Origin of the sequence: Paenibacillus sp. GD4 (assembly GCF_030846225.1) — a bacterium.
Lineage (GTDB): Bacteria > Bacillota > Bacilli > Paenibacillales > NBRC-103111 > Paenibacillus_G > Paenibacillus_G silviterrae.
Window position 1 is genome coordinate 4,368,404 of sequence record NZ_JAVCYK010000001.1, and the last position, 23,615, is coordinate 4,392,018.

The 23,615-nt window shown below is 54.6% G+C and carries 23 protein-coding genes and 1 riboswitch; of the genes, 16 read left to right on the forward strand and 7 right to left on the reverse strand.

All coding sequences use genetic code 11. The features are described 5' to 3' along the window. The first annotated feature begins 6 nt into the window (after positions 1 to 6). From mreB to RAC89_RS20700, 3 genes are all read left to right on the forward strand, one after another. Positions 7 to 1,050 carry a rod shape-determining protein gene (gene mreB, locus RAC89_RS20690; RefSeq protein WP_306615575.1) on the forward strand — a complete coding sequence of 348 codons (1,044 nt, stop codon included), beginning with the start codon at positions 7 to 9 and terminating at the stop codon, positions 1,048 to 1,050. Between the two features lie 124 nt (positions 1,051 to 1,174). After that, entirely contained in the window at positions 1,175 to 1,921 is a 747-nt protein-coding gene (gene map, locus RAC89_RS20695) for a type I methionyl aminopeptidase (protein WP_284638594.1), read from the forward strand. Between the two features lie 20 nt (positions 1,922 to 1,941). Continuing rightward, complete coding sequence (locus RAC89_RS20700; protein ID WP_306615576.1) at positions 1,942 to 2,451, forward strand: phosphoesterase; 510 nt, start codon at positions 1,942 to 1,944, stop codon at positions 2,449 to 2,451. Between the two features lie 22 nt (positions 2,452 to 2,473). Here RAC89_RS20700 and RAC89_RS20705 read toward each other — a convergent pair whose 3' ends face one another. The 3 genes from RAC89_RS20705 to RAC89_RS20715 form a co-directional block, all read right to left on the reverse strand. After that, entirely contained in the window at positions 2,474 to 2,773 is a 300-nt protein-coding gene (locus RAC89_RS20705) for a hypothetical protein (protein WP_306615577.1), read from the reverse strand. An 81-nt stretch (positions 2,774 to 2,854) separates the two neighbouring features. Next, on the reverse strand, positions 2,855 to 3,682 hold the full coding sequence (locus RAC89_RS20710; RefSeq protein ID WP_306615578.1) for an MBL fold metallo-hydrolase: 828 nt from the start codon (positions 3,680 to 3,682) through the stop codon (positions 2,855 to 2,857). 55 nt (positions 3,683 to 3,737) lie between these two features. After that, the gene (locus RAC89_RS20715) at positions 3,738 to 4,787 is read right to left on the reverse strand and encodes an FUSC family protein (protein ID WP_306615579.1); all 1,050 of its coding nucleotides are present in this window, start codon (positions 4,785 to 4,787) and stop codon (positions 3,738 to 3,740) included. A 252-nt stretch (positions 4,788 to 5,039) separates the two neighbouring features. On the opposite strand from RAC89_RS20715, the gene RAC89_RS20720 reads away from it, so the two are divergent. The 6 genes from RAC89_RS20720 (at position 5,040) to cysK (ending at position 13,392) form a co-directional block, all read left to right on the forward strand. Continuing rightward, positions 5,040 to 8,624, forward strand: a complete 3,585-nt coding sequence (locus RAC89_RS20720) for a glycoside hydrolase family 44 protein (protein WP_306615580.1) — start codon at positions 5,040 to 5,042, stop codon at positions 8,622 to 8,624. 192 nt (positions 8,625 to 8,816) lie between these two features. Beyond that, positions 8,817 to 9,662: an SDR family NAD(P)-dependent oxidoreductase gene (locus RAC89_RS20725; protein WP_306615581.1), complete on the forward strand. Its 846-nt coding sequence runs from the start codon at positions 8,817 to 8,819 to the stop codon at positions 9,660 to 9,662. A gap of 103 nt (positions 9,663 to 9,765) precedes the next feature. Continuing rightward, positions 9,766 to 10,827 (forward strand): ABC transporter substrate-binding protein, encoded by a 1,062-nt coding sequence (locus RAC89_RS20730; protein ID WP_284638601.1) that lies wholly within the window; start codon positions 9,766 to 9,768, stop codon positions 10,825 to 10,827. A gap of 51 nt (positions 10,828 to 10,878) precedes the next feature. Next, positions 10,879 to 11,697, forward strand: coding sequence for an ABC transporter permease (locus RAC89_RS20735; protein WP_306615582.1), 819 nt, complete (start codon positions 10,879 to 10,881; stop codon positions 11,695 to 11,697). A 1-nt stretch (position 11,698) separates the two neighbouring features. Next, positions 11,699 to 12,436 carry an ABC transporter ATP-binding protein gene (locus tag RAC89_RS20740; RefSeq protein WP_306615583.1) on the forward strand — a complete coding sequence of 246 codons (738 nt, stop codon included), beginning with the start codon at positions 11,699 to 11,701 and terminating at the stop codon, positions 12,434 to 12,436. 20 nt (positions 12,437 to 12,456) lie between these two features. Then, on the forward strand, positions 12,457 to 13,392 hold the full coding sequence (gene cysK, locus RAC89_RS20745) for a cysteine synthase A (RefSeq protein ID WP_306615584.1): 936 nt from the start codon (positions 12,457 to 12,459) through the stop codon (positions 13,390 to 13,392). A 72-nt stretch (positions 13,393 to 13,464) separates the two neighbouring features. Here the strand turns inward: cysK and RAC89_RS20750 are convergent, their stop codons facing one another. Next, on the reverse strand, positions 13,465 to 13,968 hold the full coding sequence (locus RAC89_RS20750) for a hypothetical protein (protein WP_306615585.1): 504 nt from the start codon (positions 13,966 to 13,968) through the stop codon (positions 13,465 to 13,467). Between the two features lie 188 nt (positions 13,969 to 14,156). Here RAC89_RS20750 and RAC89_RS20755 point away from each other — a divergent pair, with 188 nt between their 5' ends. Together RAC89_RS20755 and RAC89_RS20760 are read left to right on the forward strand one after the other, a co-directional pair. Continuing rightward, positions 14,157 to 14,924 carry a DeoR/GlpR family DNA-binding transcription regulator gene (locus RAC89_RS20755; protein WP_306616155.1) on the forward strand — a complete coding sequence of 256 codons (768 nt, stop codon included), beginning with the start codon at positions 14,157 to 14,159 and terminating at the stop codon, positions 14,922 to 14,924. Between the two features lie 125 nt (positions 14,925 to 15,049). Continuing rightward, complete coding sequence (locus RAC89_RS20760; protein WP_306615586.1) at positions 15,050 to 15,220, forward strand: DUF3973 domain-containing protein; 171 nt, start codon at positions 15,050 to 15,052, stop codon at positions 15,218 to 15,220. Here RAC89_RS20760 and RAC89_RS20765 read toward each other — a convergent pair. Further along, complete coding sequence (locus tag RAC89_RS20765; protein WP_306615587.1) at positions 15,217 to 16,581, reverse strand: MATE family efflux transporter; 1,365 nt, start codon at positions 16,579 to 16,581, stop codon at positions 15,217 to 15,219. The genes RAC89_RS20760 and RAC89_RS20765 overlap by 4 nt on opposite strands. 170 nt (positions 16,582 to 16,751) lie before the next feature. Then, a complete protein-coding gene (locus tag RAC89_RS20770) occupies positions 16,752 to 16,988 on the reverse strand; it encodes a hypothetical protein (protein WP_306615588.1) in 237 nt (78 codons plus the stop codon). A 59-nt stretch (positions 16,989 to 17,047) separates the two neighbouring features. Between RAC89_RS20770 and RAC89_RS20775 the strand changes: the two genes are divergently transcribed. Then, entirely contained in the window at positions 17,048 to 17,602 is a 555-nt protein-coding gene (locus tag RAC89_RS20775) for a hypothetical protein (RefSeq protein WP_306615589.1), read from the forward strand. 108 nt (positions 17,603 to 17,710) lie between these two features. Here the strand turns inward: RAC89_RS20775 and RAC89_RS20780 are convergent, their stop codons facing one another. Further along, complete coding sequence (locus RAC89_RS20780) at positions 17,711 to 18,907, reverse strand: PASTA domain-containing protein (protein WP_306615590.1); 1,197 nt, start codon at positions 18,905 to 18,907, stop codon at positions 17,711 to 17,713. 285 nt (positions 18,908 to 19,192) lie between these two features. Further along, a riboswitch (cyclic di-GMP riboswitch) is annotated at positions 19,193 to 19,281 on the forward strand. 102 nt (positions 19,282 to 19,383) lie between these two features. On the opposite strand from RAC89_RS20780, the gene RAC89_RS20785 reads away from it, so the two are divergent. The 4 genes from RAC89_RS20785 (at position 19,384) to RAC89_RS20800 (ending at position 23,490) form a co-directional block, all read left to right on the forward strand. Next, the gene (locus RAC89_RS20785; protein WP_306615591.1) at positions 19,384 to 20,325 is read left to right on the forward strand and encodes a C40 family peptidase; all 942 of its coding nucleotides are present in this window, start codon (positions 19,384 to 19,386) and stop codon (positions 20,323 to 20,325) included. A 280-nt stretch (positions 20,326 to 20,605) separates the two neighbouring features. Further along, positions 20,606 to 21,805, forward strand: coding sequence for an LLM class flavin-dependent oxidoreductase (locus RAC89_RS20790; protein ID WP_306615592.1), 1,200 nt, complete (start codon positions 20,606 to 20,608; stop codon positions 21,803 to 21,805). A 12-nt stretch (positions 21,806 to 21,817) separates the two neighbouring features. Then, positions 21,818 to 22,591 (forward strand): ABC transporter ATP-binding protein, encoded by a 774-nt coding sequence (locus RAC89_RS20795; protein WP_306615593.1) that lies wholly within the window; start codon positions 21,818 to 21,820, stop codon positions 22,589 to 22,591. Between the two features lie 23 nt (positions 22,592 to 22,614). Beyond that, complete coding sequence (locus RAC89_RS20800; RefSeq protein WP_306615594.1) at positions 22,615 to 23,490, forward strand: ABC transporter permease; 876 nt, start codon at positions 22,615 to 22,617, stop codon at positions 23,488 to 23,490. Positions 23,491 to 23,615: the final 125 nt, after the last annotated feature.

Consider the following 23,615-nt stretch of genomic DNA (forward strand, 5'->3'; position numbering starts at 1 on the left):
CGAAGCGTGTTGAAGCGTTGGGAAACGATTTATGGAATTGATTTGGGTACCTGTAACACCGTTATTTATGAGAGGGACAAAGGCATCGTGCTGCACGAGCCGTCCGTTGTCGCCTATCGTCAGGACACTCAGGAAATATTGGCCGTAGGCGCGTCTGCGCAAGCGATGATCGGACGAGCTCCGAACCATGTGGAAATCGCTTACCCTTTGATGAATGGGGTGATCGCCAATTTTGATTTGGCGAGCAGCATGCTGAAGCACTTTGTGCAAAAGCTTCAGGGGCGAGGCCTGTTTCGGCGCAGCTCCAAAGTTTATATATCGGTGCCCTGCGGCATCACGAATGTGCAGCGTAGAGCCGTAGAGGAGACTCTGATGCAAAAGGGAATGCACAAGCCGGTTGCCGTAGAGGAGCCGCTGGCCGCAGCACTTGGAGCGCAGCTGCCGATCGACGAGCCGGTCGGACATTTGGTTGTCGATATCGGCGGCGGAACAAGCCAGGTGGCCATTATCTCGCTAGGAGGCATTGTCGCCAGCCACACCATTCCGCGGGCAGGCATGTCCATTGACAGAGACATTATGGATTACGTGAAACGAAAGTATAATATGCAGATCGGAGAACGGACGGCGGAGACGATTAAAATGCAGGTCGGTTCGGCTACGCTCTCCTCTGAGGAGCGCTCCATTGAGATCCGGGGCCGCGATCTGGTGGCCGGGCTGCCTCGATCGCTGCGTATCAGCTCGAAAGAAATCTTCTCTGTAATCGACGATTATCTAGCCTCTCTCGTTGAGGCTATTCGCGCCACGCTTGATCAGTGCCCTCCGGAGCTGGCCGGCGATATGGTGGAGCAGGGCATTTTGCTATGCGGGGGAGGCGCCCTGCTGGAGGGAATTGACGAGCGCATTCGCAAGGAGACCGGCGTGCCGGTCATGATCGCGGAGAAGCCGCTCGAGTGTACGGCGCTCGGGACCGGTGTTCTGCTCGAAGCGGCTTTGGGGATGCGCCGAAGCGCGAAAGCTGCCGTGAAGCAGCCGGTTCAAGCGGCGGAATAGTTGGGAGGAGAGCCGCCTGCTGCTATAAGAGTCCTGTGGAACATGTGCGAGTGCGGATACATCTTTTGCCCTCCGGTTGTGGTAAAATAAGTTTAAACCTATACGTATTGGAGTGGTGAGAAAGATGACGGTCGGCTCGGAGAGAGATATTGAAGCCTTGAAGGAAATCGGCAGAATCGTTGCTCTGGCAGTGAAGGAAATGAAGCGCAGCGCCAGGGTGGGCATGACCACGAAGGAGCTCGACGAGATCGGCGGGCGCGTTCTTCAAAGCCATGGGGCAGTGTCCGCGCCGAAGAAAATATATGATTTTCCCGGTCACACTTGTATCAGCATTAATGAAGAGGTTGCTCACGGGATTCCGGGCAGCCGGATCATTCAACCGGGAGATCTGGTGAATATCGACGTATGTGCCGAAAAGGACGGTTATGTGGCCGATACCGGACACTCGTTCCAGATGCCACCGTTCACACCGGAGCTGGTTCGGCTTTGTGATTATACCCATGAGACGATGATGAAGGTTATCTCTTCCCTGAAGCATGGCGTTCGCTTGAACGAGGTGGGACGCATCATTGAGACGGAGGCGGCTAAAGGCGGCTTCAAGGTCATTCGCAATCTATGCAGCCATGGCGTCGGAAAAGCGATTCACGAGGCGCCCTCCGAGATTTGGCCAGTGTATAACAAGCATGACAAGCGGATGCTGAAGGAGGGCCAGGTCATTACGATCGAGCCGTTCCTGTCCACGGGTGCCGAATTCGTTGTGGAGCAGCCGGACGGCTGGACGCTAAGCGTAACGGACCGCAGCTTTACGGCGCAGCATGAGCATACGATCATCATTACGAAGCAAGAGCCGATCATCGTAACGGTAGCTTAGCGTAAGGGAGCGACGTGTCCATGCAGAAGGTGTTTATGACCTCGGACCATCATTTCGGCCATGCGCATATCATCGATTTCGAGGATCGTCCGTTTCAGAATGCGGAAGAGATGACGGAGGCGATGATCGCGAAGTGGAACGCAGCGGTAGGCAAGCAGGATAAAGTGTATCACCTGGGGGACTTTTCGTTCTTGAACAAGGAGAAAACCGCCGATATCCTCAGCAGACTCCATGGATATAAGGTGCTCGTCATGGGCAATCATGACCGGGGAAGAAGCCGTAACTGGTGGCTCGAGGCAGGTTTTCAAGAGGTGCATGAGCATCCGATTGTCTATGGCGGGTTTTTCTTCTTATCGCATGAGCCGATGTATATGAACAAACATATGCCCTATGTGAATCTTCACGGGCACATTCACGGGCAGAAGTATGAAGGCAATCAGTATATCAACCTGTGCGTCGAGCATTGGGATTATACGCCCGTATCCTTCGAAGCGTTGAAGGCGATGGTTACGCCAAGTGAGGAGCAGTAATCGGGGCGCCGGCGGCGCTGAGTTACAGCTTAAATCTGCGGATATGCTCCGATAAGCCTTCCTTGAGTAAAATTTCCTTTTGCCTCGGACCGAGCAGGTCAAAATGAGGGTATGGCGGACGATGATGAATATGGCGGGGAGGCAGTCCGTTAGCGCGGCACCAGTCGGCTAATCGTTCGACATCGGAGCAGCCGACCTTGGTGACCGACGTTACGCCGGGAAACCGCTCGTCAATCCAGTAATGGGTGAGGAAGGCGAGCTCCCCGCGAGCCACGGCTGCCTTCCATGCGGCCAGTTCTTCTCTCTTAATGCCGAATGCCATAAGGGTATGCAATCCCTTCTATAATAGAGTACAAACAGAGCCGACGGCTTACGCTGAAGGCTCTGTTTGGCATGCTGCCGTCTAATGCACGAAGCGCCCTTCGCTCGGAATGGCCAGCTCATCGAAGCGCTCGGCCAGCTCTCCGAGCGCCCTGTTCAGCTCCTCGCCGCGAATCGGACGGCCATGGCCGGTAACCGCAACGGCGGGTTGGAGGGAGGCCAGCTTCTTCACCGATTCCCAGGCTGCGGACCAGTCGGTCGTAAAATATTTGGGCGGGCCGTTCAGCTCCAGCTCCTGGAGCACAACCTGATACAGCGACTCCTGCTTCACCGTCACGAAGGCGTCTCCTGCAACCAGGCAGCGGTCCGTTTCACGGAAGAGGGAGACATGGCCCGGTGTGTGCCCCGGTGTGTGAATCCAGCGCCAGCCCTTCAGTCCGGGTACGGTGCCGTCAGCAGGCAAGGGCCGGACATGGGGCTTCAGGTCAATGCCCGCATTCGGAAACAGCGGCGAGAGCTTTGCAATCCAGCCTTCATCAACGGCAGGATCGGCCGGCGGATAATCCCGTTCACCTGTCAAATAGAGGAGCTCCAGCTCATGTGCGTACACCGGCACCTGCCAGTGCTCTACCAGATCGACGACGGCGCCGACATGGTCGAAATGACCGTGTGTCAGCACAATCGCTTCCGGCTTCATCGAACCGTAGCGATCCTCCGCTTCTCGGAGGATCGCCTCCGCAGAGCGGGGCATGCCGGCATCGATGAGCACCCAGCCCTCCGAGCCATTGTCGGCGAAGACGACATTGACGATCTGAACGGGCAGGCAGTGAATGCCCTGCGCCGCCTCCTGAATCTCACCGCTAGTCACACTGGTGACCGGCAGCACAACATCCTCAAATGAATTTTCCATAGCGTGTAGTACCTCCTGTGGTTTGCACACCTATGGTTTCCAAAGAAAGGCAGGCCTATGTACCATCCGGTTCTCCGGTCTCCCCGGCCGCTTCCTCTTTCATCTCCCGCCCCACCAGCTTATCCAGACGCCCGACATGGTAGCCGTAGTCATACACGGCCGCCGCTACGATAGCCAGCCGTACCTTGCCTTCGGGATTCGCGGTATACCGCTCGATCATCGTATCGATAAACCGGTCGTTTTCTTTCCCGCCCGAAGGGGCAAGACGAATGTCCGGCTTCAGCTTCTCTTCGAATTTGAGCAGCACCTGCTCATGATATTTCAGCAGCTTCTCCAGGTGTTCATCGTACAGGGTGTCGGTTTCCGGCGAGCGAACGGCCTGGAAGTAATGCTGCTGGACGGCATCCAGCACGGCTGCGCCCTTCTGCAGGGCAAGGAGCATCTGCTTATATACGATCAGCTGCCGAATGTGGCTGACCTTGCCTCGCTTAAGCTTTTTCGTCTCTTCCTCGAACAGCCGGTACTTGTCGGCAATCGACTGGATGCTTCGCTCAAGCTCCTCCTTCTCCTCACGGAAAACGACCTCTTTCACCTCGTTAGAGATGACCGTTCGCAGCAGCAGCGACATTTTGGCAAAAACGGAATGAATCTGTGCGATGAACTGCTTCCTCGGATTCGGCGGGAAGAACAAGATATTGATAAGAAAGGCCGATCCAAGCCCCAGCATGATCAGAACAAAGCGGTTGAGCGCGAAATGCCAATCCCCGGCGGCATCCATGACAGCCACGACGGTAACCAGGGTGAGCCCGACGGTTTCCTCCATTTTCAGCTTCAGACAAATCGCAATGATCAGTACACAGACCAAGCCGATGGCGACCGGATCCTTCGAGAACAGCAAGCCCGCCGTCATGGCGAGCACTGCACCCAGCACATTCGTCTGCACCTGTTCCCACATGTACCTCCAGGAGCGGTAGATGGACGGCTGAACGGCAAAAATGGCGGCCACCGCGGCGATGACCGGAGGCGTCATATGCAGAAGCCCGGCTAAAAAAAGGGCTAAGGTAATGGCTATGCCTGTTTTTAAAACTCTGGCGCCGAAGGCCATGCTGTGTCACTCCTCTCCACTTCTATCTTACCGGATTGTAAGGGGTTTGACAAAATTACGCATATAGTTCCTAAGAATCACCTGACTGGTAAAACGGAACTATCTTCCGCACTTTGTGGTGAACCATACAGTAAACGCTCCGGACGTTCTGCTATGATGTGTCAGGACAGAGACGAGAACCCAATAACTGACCGATAACAAACTTTCATAACTACGATTTACCGTCTCAACAAAGGAAAGGAGTCTCACAAAATGGAATCATCTGTAAAAATGGGAAAGAAAGTCGCTGCATGTCTGCTGGCATTCCCGCTTATGCTGGGGAGCATCAGCCCCCATTCGATAGGAGGGTCTGCCGTCGCGGTTGCCGCTGCCGCAGTCGACACCGCAGTAGCAGTGCAGCCGGGCAGCGCCCCTGCGGGCTCTGCCGTGAAGCTGGATGCGAAGGTGACGGTACCCGAAACGGCGGCGCTGCTGGTAGACGTCGAGATATTCGACGCTTCGCTGAAGAAGGTTCACCAAATGTTCAAGGACAATATCAGCGTCAAAGCCGGCGTTCCGGCGACCGTTCCGTTTGAATGGACCCTCCCCGCAGGCTTGCCGGAGGGCAAATACATTGTCAGCATGGGGGTGTTCGGAACCGGCTGGAGCAGCATGTACAAATGGCATGCCGGAGCGGCAGAGCTGACGGTCACGAAGGGAGTTCCGACGCTCACCTTCACCAGCAATGCCGGTGTGACGCCGGCACAGGCGCAGCCCGGGACCTCAGTGCAGGTAGACGCCTCGGTTGTAGCGAGCGTGTATTCGCAAGCGCTGGTCGAGCTGAGCCTGGTTGATCCAAGCGGAGCCAAAGCGATGTCGCAGACCTTCCTGGAGACGTTCGAGGCTTCGCAGGTGAAGCGGCTGGCGGCGAACTGGAATGTTCCGGCAAACGCACCGGAAGGCGTGTACCAAGTGGCGGTCGACGTTCAAAAGCCGGACCGCACGGCAGTCTATCACCACAATGCGCAGGCGGGGCAATTTACCGTGGGCTCGGTACAGCAGCCATCGCTGCCTGCTCCTGCGAACCTGAAGGCCGTTCCCGGAGAAACACAGGTGGCCTTAACCTGGGACGCCATTACAGACAGTAATGTGATGTATGAGGTGGAAGCGGACGGAACCATCGTAGACATTATCACGGGTACAAGCTATACCCATAGCGGGCTGCAGCCGGATACGGCTCATTCCTATCGGGTGCGCGCCAAGAGCAGCCATGCTGTCGGGCTATGGAGCAGCGAAGTAAAGGCGAAAACAGCGCCTGCCGTAAGCAAGGGTTCATTGCAAGTCAACATCAAAACGGGAACGAACGCTTCCACTCAACAGCCGAGCCCGGGGATTGAAATTTACAACATCAGCAAGAACGCAATAGAGCTGAAGGATGTGAAGGCCCGTTATTATTTTACCATCGATGGGGAGAAGCCGTTGTCGCTCGGCTTCTGGACGACAGCTGTTAAGGATCAAGTCACGACCGCCTTCGTAAAAATGCCCATTCCTTCGGCAAACGCGGACCATTACTTGGAGATTGGCTTCAAGGAAAACGCAGGGACGCTTCAGCCTGGAAGCAAGGTGGGCGTATACACTTGGCTTAACAAAAGCGACTGGTCGAGCTTTAAGCAAACCGACGATTACTCCTTCAACGGCTCTAGTGAGTCGGTAGCCAATGAGAAAGCAACAGGCTACCGCTTGGGGCAGCTGGATTGGGGAAAAGAGCCGACGCTGCTCGATATGCCGGCGTTCCCGTCGAATATCAAGGCGGTGCCCGACGAAACATCGATCCTATGGACCTGGGATGCGGTGGAGGGGGCAACCGGCTATGATGTGGATGCGGACGGTTCCATCACCGAAAACGTGCAGGGAAACGAGTTCCTGAGTCAGTGGCTGCGTCCCGGCACGCGGCATAACTTCAAGGTCAGAGCGAGAAAGGGCGACAAGCTGAGTTTGTGGAGCTCGGCACTGACCGTTAAAACTACGGGCGAGCAAATCCTGCCTGCACCGGAGAACGTAAGGGCGAAAGCTTCGCAGGACGCCATCACCGTAACCTGGAATCAGCTTCAGGAAGAGATTACAGGCTACGACATCGAAGTCGACGGCTCCGTGATGAATGCAGGCACGGCAACAACCTACAACCATACCGGCCTTGCCCAGGGAACGTCTCATACGTATCGGGTGAGAGCGATGGACGGCACAACGACAGGTGCATGGAGCTCGCCGCTCAAGCTGAACACGCTCTATGTGCCTACAGGCAAGTTCACCGTTAACTTCACGGTAGATACGGAGGCCCAGCGCGCACCGATCAGCCCGTATATTTATGGAACGAATGATGACCTGACCGGTACGGAGAACTGGGGCTCAAGACGTCAGGGCGGCAACCGGATGTCTACTTACAATTGGGAAAATAATGCTTCCAATGCCGGCGACGATTATTTCCATCGAAGCGATAACTACGTGCCGTGGTATTACGGCGGCATCCCGTGGGGCGGTAATATGGACGATCCCGGCATCGGCGTCTCCGGCTTTCATCAGAAATCTCAAGCTATGGGCGCTTACACCTTAACCACGCTGCAGACCGCAGGCTATGTGGCGGCGGACAAGAATGGGGAGGTAAGCTCGGCGGAGACGGCTCCGTCTTCCCGCTGGAAGCAGGTGCAGGCGGCCAAAGGGGCGCCGTTCAGCCTGACGCCGGATCTAACCGACGACAAGGTGTACATGGATGAATTCGTCAACCTGCTCGTGAACAAGCACGGTAATGCCTCGACGCCTACGGGCATCAAGGGGTATGCGATCGATAACGAGCCGAGTCTGTGGAAGAGCACGCATCCTCACATGCATCCGGCCAAGCCGGGAAGTGCGGAGGTATTGAATAAGGGAATCGAGCTGGCCAAGGCCGTGAAGCACGTCGATCCTTATGCCGAAATGTTCGGCCCGGTTGCCTACAGCTTTGATGAAATGTACAGCATGCACGCAGCGGATGATTGGGAGTCCGTGAAAGGAAATTATCGCTGGTATGCCGATTATTACCTCGATAAGTTCCGGATCGCCTCCGAGCAGGAAAACAAACGGCTGCTGGATGTGTTCGATTTCCATTGGTATCCGGAAATTTCCGCCGGCGGCTACCGGATCACGGACAGCGGCTCCAATGATAAGCTCGAAGCGAACCTGGCTCGTATGCAGGCACCGCGGTCGCTGTGGGATCCCAGCTATACGGAAGACAGCTGGATCGGGCAGTGGTACAGCTCCTTCCTGCCGGTCATCCCGAGATTGCAGCAGTCGATCGATGAATACAACCCGGGAACGAAGATTGCGATTACAGAGTACAATTACGGTGGAGAGAACAACGTCTACGGCGGAATCGCCCATGCGGATGTGCTCGGGATTTTCGGGAAATACGGAGTGTATTTGGCGAATTTCTGGAAAATGGTGAACAACTTAGAGGATGCGCCTTATGTAACGGCAGCCTTCAAGATCTTCAACAACTACGACGGCGGCGGCGCGAGGTTCGGCGACACGAAGGTGAAGGCCGAAACCTCCAACATCGAGAACAGCTCCATCTACGGCTCCGTCTTTAAGGACAGCGATAACAAGCTTCATCTAATTGTAATGAACAAAAACAATGACCATGCGATGAATGCCGTTTTGAACATCGCCGGAAGCACACAGTATAAATCGGCGCGCGTATGGGCGTTCGACGGCACCAGCCCGCAGATTACCGAGCGGGAAGGGATCAGCCGGATTACGGGCAACAGCTTCACCTACGAAGTTCCTAAGCTTACGGTAGCACATATCGTGCTGTCCGCCGAGTAACAGAAAGAGGGGATCCGGCATCTGCCGGGTACCCTCTTTCTTTGTAACGGCTGTCTACTGCGGGGAGGGCGTGTCCAAACCTGCGGTACCCGGCTCGGTCCGCTCGATTTTTACTTTTGTCAAACATGACGGAAGATGACATATTTGCCTTTTATCATGGGGATCATTCCTAAGGAAAGGTGACGATGACTGATGCAAGAAACGACATTGGCAGGAAAGGTTGCTCTGGTGGCAGGCGGAAGCAGGGGGGCAGGCCGCGGCATCGCGATAGAACTCGGGAAGGCAGGGGCAATCGTTTATGTGTCCGGAAGAAGCGTGCGCGGCGAGACGACGAACGGTTTTCCGGGGAGCGTGGACGAGACGGTCGACCAAATCCGGGAAGCCGGAGGGACGGCGTATGCCTGCCGATGTGACCACAGACAGGACGAGCAGACGGAGGCGCTGGTGGAGCGAATACGGAAGGAACAGGGCAGGCTGGATGTTCTGGTCAACAACGCCTGGGGAGGGCATGACCTCGAATGGAGCCTTAAGCCGATCCCCTTCTGGGAATATCCGTTGGAGCTGTGGGATGCGATGTTTCAAGGCGGTGTGCGGGCGCAGCTCGGCATGAATCGTTATGCCGTTCCGCTGCTCCTGAAAACAGGAGGAGGGCTTATCGTACATCCGACCTTCTGGGACGACGGCAAGTATTTATCCGCGTTCTATTACGATCTGGCCAAAAGCACCATCAATCGTATGGCCTTCGGATTAGCTCAGGAGCTGAAGGACAAGGGCGTGGCGGTCGTTGCCCTTTCCCCGGGATGGATGAGGACCGAGCTTGTCCTTGCGGGCCATGATACGGATGAAGCGAATTGGCAGAAGGTGGATGCCTTGCAGCGGACGGAATCGACTCATTATATCGGGAGGGCCGTATGTGCGTTAGCCGCAGACCGCGATGTGATGAAAAAAAGCGGCAGTGTGCTTCAGGTGGGCCGGCTGGCCGAGGAATACGGTTTTACTGATGTGGACGGCCGGTGGATTCCCCCGTTTCAGATTTAATCGTACGAACTATCGAAAAAGAATAGTTCTTGACATATTTGGTCATTCCACTATAATACCTACTATATTAGTAGGTATTTTCACATTTAGGGAGGCTCACATCTTGATTAGTCTACAGAGAAGAAACAAAGCCCTGCTAAGCTTCTTGGTCATCATGACCCTGCTGGTGCTTTCGGCCTGCGGTACGAATGCGAAGCAAGAGGCGGCTCCATCCGCAGGAGGAACCGGAGGCGCTGCAACGGCGGCGAAGAAGGATTTCGTGATCGGTTATTTGAACGTTATGGACGATGCTCAGGCGATGCTTGCTTATGAAGCGAAGCTTTACGATAAGCACGGTTTGAACGCGAAGCTGCAGAAGTTTAACAGCGGTACGGACCTGATCAAAGCGATGGTCGGCGGTCAGGTGGACGCGGGCGTGCTCGGCTTTACCAACGCCGTGTCTTGGGCTTCCAAGGGTGCCGGACTGAAGGTTGTCGGCGGCGCGCAGATGGGCTTCCACAGCATTCTGGTGAAGGAAGGCAGCGGCATCACGAAGGTGGAGGATTTGAAAGGGAAGAAGCTTGCATCCCAAGGTCAAGGGAGCACGGCGGATATCGTTCTTACCGGCGTTACATTGAAGAATGCGAATCTGACGAAGCAGGATCTTCAAATGGTGTATGTCGAGCCGGCGCAAGCGATTCAATCGTTAGCCTCCGGTGCGGTGGATGCGGCATTCGTATTCGAGCCGTATGACAGCATTGCGACGAAAACGATGGGCATGAAGCAAATCTACGAGATCGGCAAGGTTTGGCCGTTCCCTTGTATGGTGGTTATCACAACCGATAAGCACTTGAAGGAAAACCGCGATGCGGTGAACATGGTTCTTGATGCGCAGAAGGAAGCTATCGAAATGCTGCAGAAGGATCCTTCCAAATCCGCCGAGCTGCTCGTGAGCAAATTCGTGGATAAGGACACCATGACCTCCCATCATGGCGGCGAAATGAAATCGGTTGAAGTGATTAAACAAGCCATTGAAACACAAATTTTCAACTGGGAGATCACCCCTGACCAAATCACTCGTATGCAGGAAATCTCCGATATCATGAGCAGCCAAGGGATTTTGGAAAAGACCGTGAATGTGAAGGACATTCTTGACCTTACTTGGCAGCAGCAACAGAAGAAATAGAGAACGCGCTTTAGGTGAATGATAAAAATCAATATGTAAGGAGAATTCTCGGTGGGCTCATCATCCTCAGCGACGGCACAAGCGAAACCGAAGTCAAGCTCCTCCTGGAAGAAGGTGCTCCCCTATCTGTATGCGGTAGGGAGCCTTCTTCTTATTTGGCAGATAGCTGCATTGTTCCTGCCGGCCTATCTGCTGCCGGATGTGCCTGATGTGTTCAAACGCTTGCTCGCCAGTACGAACAAACCTGAATTTACCGACGGGATCAAAAGCAGTCTGTACCGTCTAGCCTTAGGATACCCGTTGGCTTGCCTTTTTGGGGCTACGCTCGGCTTGATCGCAGGCGTCTCTCAAGGCTTTGCGGTGTACCTCCGCAGCTTAATTTCGATCCTGCAGTCGATACCTCCGATCACATGGGTGCCTTTCTTTGTTATCCTGCTTGGGTTCGGCGATGCTACGATCATTACCGTTATTATTATTGCAAGCTTCTTCCCAATGGCGCTTTCGGTTCTTAACTCCACGGAAGGCGTGAACCGTACGCATCTGGAGCTGGCGCGGGTGCTTGGAGCCTCCAAGCGGCAATTGATTCTCAAGGTGTTTGGTCCGGAATCGCTGCCGGCGTTTATTACCGGGGCTCAGGTAGCCTTCGGTAACGCATGGCGCTCCCTGATCGCAGCCGAAATGGTAGGCGGCGCCTCCATCGGTCTCGGCTACTATTCCCGCTGGCGCGGGGAGGTTGCCGATATGGAGGGCGTTCTCATGAGTATTCTCGTGATCGGCACCATCGCGGCGCTGCTCGATCTGGTGCTGCTGGAATGGCTGAAGCGCAGGCTGCTCCGTTACCGCTATGTGAAGACGGGAGGAGCTGAATAACGTGCAAACCATCCATGTAGACAACGTCTCCAAAGCATTCGGAACTTTAGAGGTGTTAAAGCAGGTCAATATTCGATTGGAGCAGGGAGAATTCGCTGCGATTGTCGGTCCCTCCGGGTGCGGTAAAAGTACGGTGCTTCGGATGATTGCCGGTTTGGAAACGGCGACAACGGGAGTCGTGACCGCAAATGCGAAGCCGATTCAAGCACCGGATCCCAGCCGAGTGCTGATTTTCCAAGAGCATGCCTTGTATCCGTGGAGAACGGTGGAGCAGAACGTAGGCTTCGGGCTTGAGCTTGCCGGAATGTCCAAAACCGAGCGTAAACAAAAGTCCGATGCCATGCTCGAGAAGGTGGGGCTGGCAGGCTTCCAGAAGTATTACCCGCATCAGCTGTCCGGAGGCATGAGACAGCGGGCATCCATCGCCAGAGCCTTGGTGATGGATCCTGAAGTGCTTCTCCTGGATGAGCCTTTCGGAGCTTTGGACGCAATTACGAAAATTACGATGCAAAACGAGCTGATCCGCTTATGGGAAGGCACGGGAAAAACCGTTCTGCTGATCACTCATGATATTGATGAAGCCATTTATCTGGCGGATACGATCTATGTAATGAGCCCCCGCCCGGGCCGCATCGTAGAGACCATCCGGTCGACGATGCCGCGGCCGCGCAACCGCAACGGGGCGGATTTTGTACAGCTGCGCGAACAGATCATGAAGCACTTGGATTTGGCTAAGTAAAGGCAGGTGGACCTATCATCATGGGAATGTATAACAATATTACCGAGCTGATCGGCCAAACGCCGGTCGTCCGGCTGCAGCGGATCGTTCCGGCCGACTCGGCGGAAGTGTATGTGAAGCTGGAGAAATGCAACCCGTCGGGCAGTGTGAAGGACCGCGCCGCATACGGACTCATCACGGCAGCGGAGCGTCAGGGGCTGCTGAAGCCGGGTGCGACCATTATTGAACCGACCAGCGGCAACACCGGCATCGGCTTGGCGATGATCGCGGCGGCGAGAGGGTATAAGGCCATCCTCATTATGCCCGACAATATGTCGAAGGAACGGATCAATATACTGAAGGCATACGGAGCACAAGTCGTCTTAACGCCCAGCGAACAAAGGATGCCGGGCGCTATCGCCAAGGCGTTGGAGCTGAGGGAGCAAATTCCGGGCAGCTTCATTCCCCAGCAGTTCGAGAACCCGGCCAATCCCGACATTCACCGTGTGACCACAGCGCTGGAAATATTGGAGCAAATGGACGGCAAGCTGGATGGCTTCGTAGCGACGGCAGGCACGGGAGGCACCATCACCGGTACGGGGGAAACGCTTCGCGAGCACCTGCCGAACCTGCACATTGCGGTTGTGGAGCCTCAAGGCTCCCCGGTATTATCCGGAGGGAAGCCGGGTCCTCATAAGCTGGTAGGGACGAGTCCCGGCTTCATTCCGGCGATCCTCAACACCAAGGTATACGATGAAATCATTCAAATCCGGGATGAGGAGGCGGTTCAGACAACGCTGAATCTGGCGCGTCAAGAGGGCATGCTGGTAGGTCCTTCTTCCGGCGCGTCCGTCTTTGCAGCTCTTCAGGTGGCCCGTAAGCTGGGAGCGGGGAAGCGCGTGGTTTGCATCGCCCCGGACACAGGCGAGCGTTATCTGAGCATGGGGATCTTCTCTTCGCCGGAAGACGGCGAGTAATCAGCAGTGAAAACGGTATGTTCTTTCCGGCGGTCGAGCCGGGGAGCATACCGTTTTTTTCGTATACCGGTGTTATTGCCACTGGACGAACTCATGAGGCTGTGAGCGAATATAAGTGGCGATGAGCTTGTGACTGTGCTCCGCGGCCTCAAGGAAGTGCAAGTACGACTCGTTCATCGCAGCCTGAAGCTGAGCGTCCTTAGATACATCCTGAACGGTTACATCGTTCCAAGTGAGTCCGAGCAGGCGGTTACGCTCCTCTATGAAGGAGGTCGCTTCTTCGACGATTCGGAGCATTCGGGTGTCTCCAAAAAATTGTAGACCCGCCGTTACCCCGTCTCCATACGCCTTGACCTCCCTCAGATAAGCCAGCCAGGCATAGAACTCTTCGGGCGAGTGCCTGGCATGGTCATAGAGCACACGAAACATGCAGAGTGCCCGCTGCCCTTTCGTAAGAGCGCCAATCGCCTCGGCTTTAACGGAAAGCGACTTCCCCCTCATTTGAACAAAGGTTGGCTCCATACAGCTCCATCCAAGCTGCTCATCAGTCAAGCTGTCAAACCTGCTTTTCTTCATCGTAACTAATGTCAATAACAACACTCCTTTCCTAAGGTTGTAGAGGAATATGAAGAAATTGTCAATCCCCGACCTCTGAACGCGTTATTGATGAACGAAACGCTTTGGGTAGTCTGCCTGTCCGTCTTATTGTACAATAGAGAGCAGGGAAGGATAGGTACGGAAAATCAAGGGAGCGGATGAAAGCGATGCTGGTGGCAGAGAGATGGCAGAAAATCGTACAGCTGGTGAATGAACGAGGGAGTATTCGGGTGACCGAGCTGAGTGAGCTTTGTCAGGTGACGGAGGAAACGATCCGGCGTGACCTGGACCGGCTGGAGGGTGAAGGGAAGCTCCGCAGGAGCCATGGCGGGGCGGTAAGCGTTCAATCCGAGGGCACCTCGGAAATTCCCTATTTGGTCAGGGAAACGACGAATGCCGAGCAAAAGCGGGACATTGCCGCTTCGGCTATCAGCCTGATCCAACCGAACGACCGGATTATTCTCGATGCGAGCTCTACCGCCTGGTATATGGCCCAAATTCTGCCGGACGTTCCGTTAACGGTTGTGACCAATTCGATCAGGGTGACGATGGAGCTGAGCACGAAGGAGAAAATTCAGGTGATCAGCACCGGGGGGCGGCTCACTTCGCGTTCACTTTCGTACGTAGGCCCTCTTGCGGAGCGTTCGCTTCGCACGTATCACGTGGATAAAGCGTTTCTCTCCTGCAAGGGTGTTCATCCGGAGCGGGGGGTCAGCGAATCGAATGAGCTACAGGCGCTGATCAAGCAAAAAATGATCGAAATCGCCGATCAGGTGGTTTTGATGGCAGACTACAGCAAATTCGGACAGCAGTCGTTCGCCCATGTCGCCGATTGGGAACAGATCGATACGGTGATCACGGACCGGCAGACGGATCCGGCATATATACAGCAGCTGCAGGAGCAATCGGTACGTCTGATTCAAACAGGAGGCTAAAGCCAAAAGCCTGTCGGCAGGAGAGGTGCTCCGGTGCTGACAGGCTTTTTTTAGGTATGTTTCGCGCGGATCCGGCATATGCTTTGTCTATCATTGTCTTAATGACGGAAAAGAGGTCGGATTCCATGTATTATTGTCTGATTTGCCAAAAGCTCCATGTCGTGACGAAGCAGCCCGAGGAGAGCGTGTTTCTCACCGGCTTTGTGTTTGTGGACAACACCAAGTATCAGGCGGGGCTGTGCCTGGCCTCGGACGCTGAGCAAGAGGAAGGGGAGGAGAGGGCTAACGCTTCTTAACTCCCGGAGCTTGCGGGCAGGTGCACTTTCTTTTGAATCCGCACCAGACGTATGAAAAGTCCGATGGCGCCCAAGGTAAGGCCGGTGCTTAATCCGATCCAGTAGCCGAACGGTCCCATTTCTGTATAATGAGCCAGAATATAGCCGAACGGAAGTCCTACGACCCAATAAGATATCAGCGCTACCATGAAGGTAACGTTCACGTCCTTATAGCCTCTAAGCGCTCCTTGAATGGGAGCGGCCACGGCATCGGAGAGCTGAAAGAAGATGGCATATAGTAAAAAATGTCCTGTCAGCTCAAGAAGCTCCGGATCGCCGGTGTAGATGCCTGCAATCGGCTTGGTAAAGAGCAGGAGAATCACTGTACAAATTCCAGCCATGCCTAAGGCGAAGCCGATGCCGAGCCGGCCGTAGATGCGGGCGTCACGGTAACGGCGCGCTCCGACCTCGAACCCGATCAGGATCGTCAGCGCCATGGAGATGCTAAGCGGGATCATGTACAGGAAGGAAGCGAAGTTGATGGCCGCCTGATGCGCCGCAATGGTCATTGTGCTGTATTCACTCATGAGCATGGTTACGGCGGCAAAGATGCTTACCTCGAAAAAAATGGACAGACCGATCGGCAGTCCGATCGTCAGGAGCTCCTTCCAATCGGCTAGGGAAATTCGATAAAACCGGTTGACGACAGCATATTCCGTAAACGGCTTGATCCGAGCGACAACCTGCCACGCAATCAGGAAGATAACCCAGTAGGTAATGGCGGAAGCGACGCCCGCTCCTGCTCCTCCGAGCTCGGGGAGCCCCATTTTTCCGTAAATGAACAAGTAGTTCAGCAGTCCGTTGACAGGCAGCGAAACGAAACTGATATACATGGAGGTGCGGGTGTGTCCCAGTGCGTCGATGAAGCAGCGGAGCACAGTATAGAGGAACAGTCCCGGAATTCCCATGGCAATGGCGGTCAAAAACTCCCTGGCCACGCTCTCCACCTCCGCCTCCAGCCGCATAAGGCTAAGGATCGGATTAACAGTGAAGATGCCGATGACAATTACGGCTATAGAAAGCAGGATCGATACGTATAAGGCCTGTACGACTTTAAAAGGGACGGAGTCTTTGCGGTTTGCGCCCGCAAGCTGCGCCACGATCGGAGTGACGGCAAGCAGGATGCCGCTGAGTCCGGTTTGCACGGGCACCCAAAGGCTCGTTCCGATCGCAACGCCGGCCAGGTCGACAGCGCTGTAATGACCGGTCATGAACACATCGAAGAAGCTCATGGCAAACATGGCCACCTGAGTTCCCAGGATCGGCAATAATACAAAGAGAAGCTGTTTGATTTTTTGACGCAGGGTGTAGGTCTGGTTCATGCTTATGATCGTTCCTTTACGTTAGCTTTGCTGGAAAGAAATGAAGAGTTCCTAATGCATTTAGACATCATACCAGAAAGCGGAGCATAAACCAAAGTAGACGTGCTTAACGTAAAAAACCTGTGTCCGTATGCTGACAGCGGACACAGGCTTAAGGCATCGCCCTCCGATTATTCGGAAGCGCTGCCGTTGATAGCAGCTTGGTCCTCCGCTAATTGATTCACGGACGAGGTCACTGCCGATTCGTTGCTGCTGCTTTCCAACGCTTGATCAACGGCAGCTTGCGCATGGCGAAGGGAACGCTGGGCCTGAGCGACTTGACGGTCAGTAGGGTTCGCTTCGGCGGATTGTACGGCGTTATGGGCCGTTTCCACGGAATTTTGCGCTTGGGTTGCTTTGTCAGCCATGGGTTGTCCCTCCTTTCTTTTGGGAATCCCTTTTACTATGATAATAATAAGGATGGATTATGCAGGAAGACGGGGGAGAGATGGGTATGTTTGATCCGACGATTTATGACAATTTGAAGGTAGTTTTCGAAGGAGAGGCCTATGATCTTGATGCGCAAGGGGAATTTCTGATTACGATGCGCGAGGATTTGGTGAACCTGGCGGATATGAGCCGAAGCTTTAGCATCACGTTCCGTCATACGGGAGGAGCATGCAGTGCCGGTTTCACCTTAACGAGCGAGCTGCTGGATTTTGCAGGGGAGCTGCGGGGGCTGCGTCTTGCGGAGGAGGAGCCCGGGGTGTCGCTGCAGCTATGGATCGATATGCCGGCGGCTTACGAGTCGTATGTGCAGTCGCAGTCGGACAAGCTGTGGGCCGATTGGGCCGATTCCACGGTGCTGGAGCTGGAGCGGCGAACCGCATACAGCTGGGAGCAGCGCTTGCTGCAGCCGGAGCAAGATATTCTGAGGGTCACGATGCAGTACAAAAACAAAATCAATGAGTCCCATGTCGACCAAGTGGGTGCCGTGCTGGCCCATTTCTTATCGACGGTGGCGGCAATAGCTGCGAAGTAGCCGAGAAGGCTTGCGGTAAACACAATAAGGCGGAGGAAGCTTACATAAGCTTTCAACCGCCTTATTATGCTTCCATGGCAAACGTGCGCAGGGGCGCTTTTATAGCAGTTAAGGCTTCCCTTTGCTGATCCAGAAGGTAACGCGGGTCCCCTTATCCACCGTTTCGCCGGGCTGGGGCTCCTGCTTGAACACTTTACCGGCCGGCTGCTCGTTGACTTCGAGGAAATAAGCGTATTTCAACCCGGAGGAAAGCGCCAGCTTCTCCGCCTCTTCCTTGCTAAGCCCCTTAAGGGCGGGCACCTGAACCGGTCCGTCTCCGGCCGGAGGGGCAGGCTTCGGCTCGGGAGCGGGCTTCGGCTGTTCTTGCACCGGGTTCTCCTGAACCGGTGGCGTAGCTTGCGTGACGGCGGGCTTTCTCTCGTCTGAAGCAAGCATTTTCCCTACGGTCTCGAACAGTAAAGCAAATACGCCGATAAAAACGACAAGTCCGATCACGCCGGCCGTAAGGCCGATCCACATTTTTTTACCGAAAAAGGAGCTCCAGCCCCTCTTCCTGACGGGTTCCTCTTCTTCGTATTCTTCCGTTTCTTCTACTGACGCGACCTCCGGGTCACCTGTGCCGGACAAGGCGTCCTGGAGACTGCGTATCCAGGCGGCCAGCGAGGTTTGCTCCTGCATGGTGCGCTGGGCCGCCTGGACCAGAATGCTCCGGGCCGATTCCTGTACTCCGAGCTCCGCCAATGCCGCGGCAAGGCGAACCCGGAAAGGTTCGGGGTTCTCCGGGACATGGGAGGATCTGGTAACCAGCTGGAAAAACAATCGGCAAAGCTCCTTCGCGGGGCGCTCCTTTGCCGTTCCCTTATCCCATGAGTGAATGATGTTCAATTTGCCGTCATGCCGGAGCCATAAATTTTCCGCCCGTAAGGAAAAATCCAACGGGCGCCGCTCCAGCACGTCCTGAAGGTCGTGTCCCAGCTCGACCAGCAGCTTGACGATCTGCTCGAAGGAAAGTGTATGATGCTCGATCAACCGGATCAGCGGTTCTCCCTTCTCGTAGGGCAGAATGATGGATACCTGCTCAGCGGTAACCTCCGCATCCAGAACATGCAGCAGGGAAGGCCAGGCCGTATGCCCGCCTTTGCCCAATTCCTCTATATACTCCTGTGCCGGGTAGCTGCCGCTAAGCTTGACGATGAACACGAGAACCTGGCGGCTCAGCGCGAGGTCCCGTCCCTTGTACAGATGCCCGTTATGCAGCGCAATCAAGGGCTCCTGCAGCTCGTAACGAGTCCATCGTTTCTCCATAGTGTAGACCTCCCGTGGATAGTTTCTTTTCATACTATTCGAAGCAACGGGCGATTTTTACGGAATCTTTGTGAAACAATTTTAAACATTTTGCAATTATCGGGTGAGGCTGTGAGCGTTGAACCGCTCTAAGCTGTGAACTATATTATATTTCCATTATATTACAAGGGGTCAATAGGGCTTCAAGCCTTGTTTTCCCATGGGAAATGATGCATCGTTTCGACTATTTTCGATCGGTACCCACTCAAACTATAATAGAGTCACGAAATGATTTAAGTTAACCTCTCACGATAATGGCAAAGCCGGCGAAAGCCGGTGACGCAAAGCTACAGGGGCTTCGGTTGATCGTTCAACCATGCTCGCCAGCTGCCGAAGGATCTAGGGAACCCGGGATAACCCTCTTTCTTCAACGGCTGGTAAGGAGAGGGTTCTTTTCTTTTCCATTCCAAACCCAAAGACACGGAGGTTATCACAGCATGAAGAAGCAGCTTGCATCCTTATTGGTCTTACTCTTTATTGTACTTTCCTTAGGTTCCGCTGTACAAGCGGAGGAAACGGTTCCCACTAAGGCACAAGCCGTAGCCGGCGTAAGCTTCCGGGACCAGCCGAGCACCTCAAGCCAGGTCATGCGTTATTTGAAGACAGGAGAGGTCGTTACCGTTCTTGATGTGGTAAATCCCTATTGGTACCGGATTCAGGATCAGCAGGGGACTATGGGCTATGTCAGCTCCAGCTCGAAGTACATAACGTTGATCAGCAATGCAAAAATTATTTATGGGGTCAATTTCCGGACCGGTCCTTCCACCGAAGCGTCCAAAATCCGGATGCTGTCTACAGGCGAGGAGGTTCTCGTTCTGGAGAAAATCAATGACAGCTGGTATAAGGCAAAGGATAAAAACGGCGTGGTCGGCTACCTCAGCAGCAGCAGCAAGTATATTACAGCAAATTTCTCGGTAACGGCCGTTGTGCTGCCTCTTCAGGAGCGAATTGAAAGTATCATACAAGCGGCTTCCGCTTACACCGGGACACCCTATGAGTTCGGTTCGGAGCGGTTCGATACGGCGACGTTCGATTGCTCCGATTTGGTGCAGCAAGCCTTTTGGGATGCTACCCGGACGGTTGTGCCGGGAGATTCCCGGGCCCAGGGCGATTACGTAAAGCAGGGCGCCGTTACTTCCGATTGGCGGCAGCTGAAGCGTGGTGATCTGATGTTCTTCATGTCCTATAACGGCTCAAGCGCATCCGATTACAGCGGCATTGACAAAACTGCCGAGACGATTACTCACGTAGCGATCTACTTGGGCGACGGAATGATGCTTCATACCTACTCACCTGAATCCGGCGGGGTTCGGACCGATTCGATCGCTGGACGTCACTGGGAATATCGGTTCCTATTCGGCGGGAGTGCAACCAACTAATGGATATCGTTTAGCGGGGTCCTTCGGGATCTCGCTATTTCCTTTTTATGCGAAGTTAGAAAAAAGATATTGACACTGCATGGGATACTGAACTATACTGAGCACAATAAAACACAGTAAACACATTGGAATTATAGTTAATATGTGTCTACCGGTTCACCGGAGGCTTCGCTTATCTTGCATCCTATTGAAGGAGCAGGTAAGAGGAGTCTCCTTTTTTTATCCCTTCTGAGTTGATCGTTGGGAATCCGTTCAAACATGTAAAGGAGAGTGAAATGTTATGACAAACAAGTCTCAGCAAGTGGAGTTCGGCTGGTTCATACCGACGACAGGCGACGGCAAATATATCGGGGTGAAGCCGGAAAGGGAATCTACCGCAGAGTACATGATTCAAGTAGCGAAGACGGCGGAGGAAGCAGGCTTTACTTTCGCACTCATCCCCACCGGGGGCTCTTGCATCGATTCTTGGGTAGTCGGCTCCGCCATCGCTGCCCATACCCGGAAGCTTAAGCCGCTTGTCGCATTCCGTCCGGGACTCATCGCGCCCGTCCTGGCGGCTCGCATGGCTGCTTCACTCGATTATATATCGGGAGGCCGGGCATTGGTGAATGTGGTGACGGGCGGCTCGCCGCAGGATCTTATCGCTACCGGAGATCCTCTGGCCCACGATCATGATGCCCGCTACGAACGAACAAGGGAATTTCTTCACATTGTGAAGGAGGTTTGGACGCAATCGAAGAAAAGCTCGGATAGCTTCCTAGCGTCGAATTCTACCTATGGAGGAGCGGAACGCGTACAGTTCCAAGGGAAGTACTTTCAGCTCGAGGACGGGGCGAGCTTGCCCGCACCGATCCAGAATCCGCACCCTCCCTTATATTTTGGGGGCAGCTCGGCTGCCGGGAAGCGAACTGCGGTGGAAACGGCCGACGTCTTTCTTATGTGGGCGGAGCCGATCGATTGGATACGCGAGCAGATTGCGGAGCTGGAGCAGCTTCGTGCGGAGCTGAAGCGGGAGAAGGGAATCGACAGAACGCTTCGTTACGGCTTAAGGGCACAGGTGCTTGTTCGGGAAACAGAGGAAGAGGCATGGCGTGAAGCGTGGGACATCATCAGTAAAGTGGAACGGAAGGCAATCGACAATTCCAATCAACGCTTTGCCACTACCGATGCGACCAACCAGAAGCGCCAAAACGAGCTGCGTGAGCTGTCGCGGGACCATGACTTTCTGCTCGCCCCGAACCTATGGGCAGGACTTTCTACAGTGAGGGGCGGCGGCTCGATGCTGCTCGTAGGCACACCGGAGCAGGTGTCCGATCGAATCCTGGAATACGTGGATTTGGGCATTTCCTCTTTTATTTTATCCGGCTACCCGAACCTGGAAGAAGCGCAAACGACAGGAGAGCTGCTGCTGCCGCTTGTCAAGCAGAAGCTGGCAGAGCGAGCGCAAGAGAATACGGAGCTGACTATCGAGAGTGCATAAGGAGCTGAAGCCATGAGCGTACTATTGGATATCACTCGGCTATTCAAGGTGTTTCCCACCCCTCAAGGGTCGGTACAAGCGCTTCAGGATATTTCGCTTCAAGTAAAGCGCGGAGAATTCATCACGGTGATCGGACCGAGCGGCTGCGGAAAGAGCACGTTGCTCAAAATCGTCGCCGGCTTGGACACCGACTACCGTGGGCAAGTGCTGCTGGAGAAGGAGAAGGTGGAGCGACCGAGCATCGATAAAGGGTTTATTTTTCAGGAGCATCGATTGTTCCCCTGGCTAACGGTAGAGAAAAATATTGCGGCCGATTTGCCGTTAACGAATCCGGAGGTGCGCCGCAAGGTCGATGAACTGATCGCTCTGGTTCGGCTGAACGGCTTCGAGAAGGCATATCCTCGCGAGCTCTCCGGCGGGATGTCGCAGCGGGTTGCGATTGCACGCGCGTTGCTCCGGAATCCCAAGGTGCTTTTGCTGGATGAGCCGTTCGGCGCTCTGGACGCTTTTACGCGGGGACACCTGCAGGAGGTGCTGCTGGACATATGGCAGAAAAATCAGACGACCATGATTCTTGTGACCCATGATATTGACGAAGCGGTGTTTCTGGCGAACCGGGTCGTGATTATGAATGCGAGGCCGGGCACGATACGCCATGTGATTCCCGTGGATTTGCCCTATCCGCGCAAGAAATCGACCGTTTCGTTCCAGCAGCTGCGCCATAAGGTGCTAAGCGAATTCGAGCGTGTCGAAGAGCTGGAGCTGATCGACAGCTCAGGGATTTAATGAGGGGAAAGGTGAGATGATGCATGAGCTTAACCGCCAAAACCATACCCGCAAGCGCCGGCAGCCGGACTCAAGCGGGGAATACACTACAACCTTCGGAGGAAGCTCTGCTTCCTTCTTCCGCGGGGCTGAAGGAGAGCACTTGGATACGGGCCGCGCGTGGCAGCGCATTGCCGGCTCTCATCCTGATCCTGTGGCAGCTGGCGGGGTCCCTGGGCTTCGTTTCCGGCAATATTTTGCCGACTCCTGCGACCATTGCCGTTACCTTCTATGAGCTGACGGCCTCGGGAGAAATCCTCAAGCACCTGCAGATCAGCATCTATCGTGCGGCGCTTGGCTTTCTGTTGGGAGGGGGACTTGGACTTGTGCTGGGGCTGGCTACAGGGCTGTTCAAGAAATTTGAACAATCGCTTGACCCTACCGTGCAAATGATCCGTACCATACCGCATCTTGCGGTAACGCCGCTGTTTATCCTTTGGTTTGGCTTCGGGGAATTTTCCAAGGTGCTGCTTATTGCGAAGGGAGCTTTCTTCCCGCTGTACGTTAATACGTTTCTTGGCATACGCAATGTCGATTCGAAGCTGTTCGATGTGGCGCGGATCCTGGAGTTTAGCCGCTGGCAGCAAATTACAAAGCTTGTGCTGCCTGCGGCGCTGCCGAACATTCTGCTCGGCCTGCGATTGTCCATCGGTGTTGCCTGGCTGGGCTTGGTCGTCGCGGAGCTGATGGGCTCAAGCGAGGGTGTCGGCTACCTGATTCTTGACGCAAGACAGTTTTCACAGACGGCTGTCGTGTTTGTCGGGATCATCATTTTCGCTGTCGTCGGCAAAGGCTCGGATTCATTCGTTCGTTACTTGGAAAAAAGATGGCTGAAATGGCGGGACAGCTTTACGGGATAGCTTACACTTGGGAGATGTGCATAGCGGGTGCACTTCTCCCTTTGTTTTGTGGGCATGCAGCTTATCCCGCTAATTTGATGATGACTCATTCGACAAAATTCGATATAATGGAGGGAGGAGGGGAC